Source organism: Microcystis sp. LE19-131.1A (genome assembly GCF_027532015.1).
In the GTDB taxonomy this organism is placed as follows: domain Bacteria; phylum Cyanobacteriota; class Cyanobacteriia; order Cyanobacteriales; family Microcystaceae; genus Microcystis; species Microcystis ichthyoblabe_A.
In genome coordinates this window covers 1-5,350 of sequence record NZ_JAPZSS010000321.1, presented here as the reverse complement: position 1 = coordinate 5,350, position 5,350 = coordinate 1, and the positions used below count along the sequence as shown (strand labels likewise).

Here is a 5,350-nt window from a genome sequence, read left to right as displayed (position 1 = left end):
ATGCTTCGCCCCTACAGGACGCGGGCCGATGAAGACGCAAGGTTTTGAAGCACGATTCTCTCAAAATCTTGCACCTGTTTCGCGAGAAAAGCCACAAAACCCTTACCTTGCCTACATTTCACCTTTATTCAGCAAGCCCTAATTAGGTGGGTTAAACTAAGTTAACCCACCGGAATCATCCCGTTTATTTTTAAGGTAAAATCAAAAAACTTCCCTGACAGAAAAGAGTTTGATCGTCGAGAATAAAAGATTTAATCTCCACATCTTTGCCTAAATCGACGGTAAAAGGTTGCAAATCAATAGATAAATCTGGGGCTAAACCTTGCCATTGTCGGGGACTAATCCCTAAAGTGCGAGCATCTTCTAGGGTAATATCAGCGCTAAAAATTACTTCTGCACCCGTTTCTCTATGGCCGAGAAGACAGAAATAACCCTGATTTAAGAGAACATTTTTCCAGTTAAAACGCTGTTGTGAGATAATTTCTCTGGCGTTAACAATTCCGTTATTTTCTAGGGAAAAAATTAGTAAATCGGCAAAAGCATTAATTAAAATAGTCGAGGCGATCGAATTATTTAAATCCTGCTCGTTAATTTCCACCTCACCGCTAACCCGAATAGGTTCCAAAATTTTTAGAGGTTTCCCTCGCAAAACCTGCCCGATATTAAGACGAATATTTTCCCCTCTTAATTGCGCTTTACCCAGATGTAACCCCTGATAAATCGCTTTTCCTACGGCTAAAAATACCCCGGGGATATAACCGCGCAAAATTTGCCGATCATGACCTTGCAGCTGCATTTCTAAATCTTCTATCTGTTCTACTTGCGTTCTTAAGAACAGACGTACTGCTGGCGGCAAAACCTTACTAATAATCTCACTTTGAGTATTGACCCACATAAACGTTATCTCACTCACTCCACAATTTTTCTAATTGTAACAGAGCTAGATCGATCGAACCATGAGGGGCTGCCGTCAGCTATCAGTTATAGGTAAAAACTTCGCTACTTTCTGTTTACTGATTACTGATCACTGACAAGCCCCTAATTCTTAGGTTTTTGAGGCGTTGAGGGAATTAAAACGAGGGGAAAGATAGGCGACTAAAACCCCGAGGGCAAACCCGATTAAATTGCGGAAAAGGGGCAGTAATTCACTGGTGCGAGTAACCACCGGTCCGATGCCAAAAGCAACAAAGAGGATAAACCAGAGGGGAGAGACAATTAAAACCCATTGCCAAGCGAAAACCTGTCCTTCTTTGCGAGGAATACCGGCAAAACCGAAGACTAAACCGCCGACAATTGAGGTAATTAAAGTTAAGATCCACTGTTCCTTCGGTAAACCGGGGACCACCGCACAACCACCCTTAACTAAACAGCCTTTTACCGTGTCTAAGGATTGTACGATCGCGTTATTTTCGCCATTTTCCCGGACAAAATACATATTACCGAAACGGGCCTGTAATTCGATCCAAAAAGTGCGGGGTAAAAATTCATAGACGGCATCGCCAATACTAAAAGATAGTAGATTACCGCCGCGACCATCGGCCACTAGGAGAATACTTTTATCATCCAATCCCCAGAAATTAATCACTGCCCGGCCGGGGCTGCGGTCATATTGGGTTAAAACTCGCATTTTCCAGCCGGTTTCCCCTTGAAATGTCTCGATATCTCGGATTAATGCCTCTTCCTGTTTTGCGGGTAGATAATTGGCTAAATCAACGATCGGAGTGGCTTGATTGGGCAGTAATTCGGGATTATTCACCGCTAGAGCTTGATCCGGGCAGATAATCCAACCCAGACAGCTAATGACACCAATTACAAGAGCGATCGAGATTCCTCGGCAAAAACGATTGAGCATAGCACTTCTAGACAATGAGAATTTTTTCAGCAAGGGTGTAGGCTAACTTTCAGTTTCTTTACACTTATTTACTTTATCTTAAGGGAATTCTCAACTTTAGTCACCCAGTTAGGGACTTGCGCTTTGATAATGTACCTTTTGGGCGAACGCAGTTCGCCCCTACATTAATGTACCTTTTGGGCGAACGCAGTTCGCCCCTACATTGTGGACAAAATCCGTTACTGTAGGGGCGCAAGGAACCTGCGCCCTCCGATCGCCCAGGTTTGCTGATCACCCTAAGTAGGGGGAGAGCCTTTGAGAGTCCCCGCAGCTAAGGGACTTGCGCTTTGATAATATGCCATCTGGCCGGCCTGATTCTTCTACAGAGCGATTTTCTGGCTAGGATATTATTCCCACGCAAGTCCCTTATCGGTCATCAGATGCGAGTTTTCAGTTCACTCTCCAGAAACTCAACTCAAGCTGATGAGGTCTCAACCAGTGGCATTAACTGGATCTTTTGCCAAAATGGAGTAAATATAGTAGCGGGGGGATGGTCAATGACAGCACAGAAAGTACTAGAGTTAATTCAACGGGCAAAGGACGAAAGAGCGAGGGAGTTGTATCTGTCCAAAAAAAACTTAACAGAAATTCCCCCCGAAATCACTCAACTCACCTCCCTGCATCGCCTCATCCTCAGCTATAACCAAATCAGCGAGATTCCAGAAGCGCTCGCTCAACTCACCTCCCTGCAATACCTCCACCTCAGCAATAACCAAATCAGCGAGATTCCAGAAGCGCTCGCTCACCTCACCTCCCTGCAAGTCCTCGACCTCTACAATAACCAAATCAGCGAGATTCCAGAAGCACTCACTCAACTCACCTCCCTGGAAGAACTCGATCTCAACAATAACCAAATCAGCGAGATACCAGAAGCGCTCGCTCACCTCACCTCCCTGGAAGAACTCGATCTCAACAATAACCAAATCAGGGAGATTCCAGAAGCGCTCGCTCAACTCACCTCCCTGCAATTCCTCTACCTCAGCAATAACCAAATCAGGGAGATACCAGAAGCACTCGCTCAACTCACCTCCCTGCAAAACCTCCACCTCAAAAATAACCAAATCAGGGAGATACCAGAAGCACTCGCTCACCTAGTCAACCTGAAGCGATTAGTCCTCGAAAATAACCCGATTACCAACGTTCCCCCGGAAATTATTCGTCAGGGATGGGGTAAAACAATATGGGATGATGGCAATCCGCAGGCGATTTTTAGTTATCTCAAGGATAAAGCTAAACGCCCTCTTAATGAGCTTAAAGTTTTATTGGTGGGGGAGGGGGATGTGGGGAAAACTTCCCTGTTAAAGCGGTTACTGCACAATACCTTTAATTCCGGAGAACCCAAGACCCCCGGCATTAATATTGAAAAGTGGCCACTGCCCCAAAAACCCGATATTCGCCTCAATATCTGGGATTTTGGCGGTCAGAAAGTGATGCAAACCACCCATCAGTTTTTTCTGACTAAACGCAGTCTTTATCTGCTTGTCCTCGACAACCGCAAAAATGAACAGCAAAACCGTCTGGAATACTGGTTAAAACTCATTGAAACCTACGGAGGCAATTCTCCCGTGATTATCGTGGGTAATTGTGCCGATGAAAATCCCCCGCAAGTTAAGATCCGCACCCTCCAGAAAAAATATCCCCAAATCACCAAGCTAATCGCCACTTCCTGTAAAACCGGTGCTGGAATCGAGCAACTTGTGCAAGAAATCGCCTCCCAAATCGATGCTATTCCCCATATCAAAGATTTATTGCCTAATAGTTGGTTTCAGATCAAAACTCAACTAGAAACGATGCAAAAGAGTTATGACTTTATTTCCTACGAAAAGTATCAGGAAATGTGTCAGACAGCCGAGATTAAAGAGGCCAGCGATCAAAAAAGTTTAGTGCAGTTTCTCCACGATCTCGGTATTGTCCTCAACTACCAAGATGATCCGCGACTGAATGAAACCAATGTCCTGAACCCGGAATGGGTAACTGACGGTGTTTATGATATTCTCAATAATCACGATTTGATGGTGCAAAAAAAGGGCATTCTTTCACTGCCAGATCTGGCAAATATTCTCAAACAAACCCAACGTTATCCCGAAAATAAACGCCGATTTTTGATGGATTTGATGGGAAAATTTGAACTCTGTTTTCCCCTTGATGGTTACAGTCCCGATCGCTATCTAATCACCGATCTTCTACCCATCGATGAACCGGATGTGGATATCTACGAAAACGCACCTTTACACTTCCAGTACCGTTATGATATCCTGCCCGGTAGCATTATTTCCCGCTTTATCGTCCGTAATCACCAGATGATCTATAAAACCATGCGTTGGCGTAGTGGTGTGGTTCTGACAATGGATCTTAATAAAGCTTTGGTGCGTGCCGACGAGGAAGATAACTACATCAGCATAAAAGCCCAGGGTTCCCGTGCTAGTGCGCTTTTAGCTATTATTAAGACAGATTTTCAGAAAATTCACGCTACTATCCCTAATTTAGCCGTACAGGAAAGGTTAGTGATTCGAGAATTGCAAGGGGAAAAACCCACCGGGGTAGAAGTTCCCGTCGATTATCTCTATCTGATAGAACTCGATCGCCAAGGTGTCGTCGAAGCAACTCTCCCCGGTTTGCGCGGCAAATATAATATCCGCGATATCTTAGAAGGGGTGGAATCTAAGACAGAAAGAGAAAGATATCTCGACGAAAGGGAGGAACGTGGCCGCAAAAGCCGAGAAAATCGCTCTATGAGTCCCAAAACGCCAGAAACTCCCAATCTCCTGAAACCTAGTCTCGCTTTGTTGCTGGTTTTCGCTGTGGTTGCTTGTATAGTTGCGGTGTTTGCCCATTTTGTGCCAGATTCAAAGCATATTACCAGCGTTTTGACAATTATTTTTATCTTTGCTTTTATTGTCTTTGTGTTATTGCTCTGGACGGGTAAAATCAATGAAACGACCTTCAATCAGTTTTTAGAGGGTTTTTGGCGATCTATCACGATTTTTAAAGGACAAGAACCAAAAACCAACAACGATGACACCCCCCAAGAAACCCCCAAATCGGAGCAGTAAAGATTTGCTTACCACAGAAAGGTAACTTAGACGAAAAAGTTTACAAATATTTAGGGTTTGCTGAATAAATGTGAAATGTATGCAAGGTAGAGGTTTTGTGGCTTTTCTCCCGAAACAGGTGCAAGATTCTGAGAGAATCGTGCTTCAAAACCTTGCGTCTTCATGGTTCCGCGTCCTGTAGGGGCGAAGCATTCGGACAATAACTTATCGGTGAAACCGTAGATTTTCTATCCGAATGCTTCGCCCCTACTTTTTCAGCAAACCCTATTTAGGGCTTGCTGAAAAAGTAAGGGGGCAGCAGGAGAAAGATAATTGATTATTCAAGCCGATTGAGAAGATAAGTTTTTGTTGAGATAATTCAGAGAAAATATAACTTTTATTAATAGCAAAGGGGAGAAAACAGGAG

3 protein-coding genes are annotated in these 5,350 nt (G+C 44.1%); 1 reads left to right on the top strand and 2 read right to left on the bottom strand.

Features of this window, described 5'->3' with window-relative positions; all coding sequences use genetic code 11:
- Window positions 1-190: 190 nt before the first annotated feature.
- Window positions 191-895 (bottom strand): LmeA family phospholipid-binding protein, encoded by a 705-nt coding sequence (locus O9323_RS22360; RefSeq protein ID WP_002754360.1) that lies wholly within the window; start codon window positions 893-895, stop codon window positions 191-193.
- A gap of 150 nt (window positions 896-1,045) precedes the next feature.
- Window positions 1,046-1,852, bottom strand: a complete 807-nt coding sequence (locus O9323_RS22355; RefSeq protein ID WP_002775882.1) for a TPM domain-containing protein — start codon at window positions 1,850-1,852, stop codon at window positions 1,046-1,048.
- A gap of 536 nt (window positions 1,853-2,388) precedes the next feature.
- Here O9323_RS22355 and O9323_RS22350 point away from each other — a divergent pair.
- Entirely contained in the window at window positions 2,389-4,944 is a 2,556-nt protein-coding gene (locus O9323_RS22350) for a leucine-rich repeat protein (protein ID WP_288125774.1), read from the top strand.
- Window positions 4,945-5,350 lie beyond the last annotated feature (406 nt).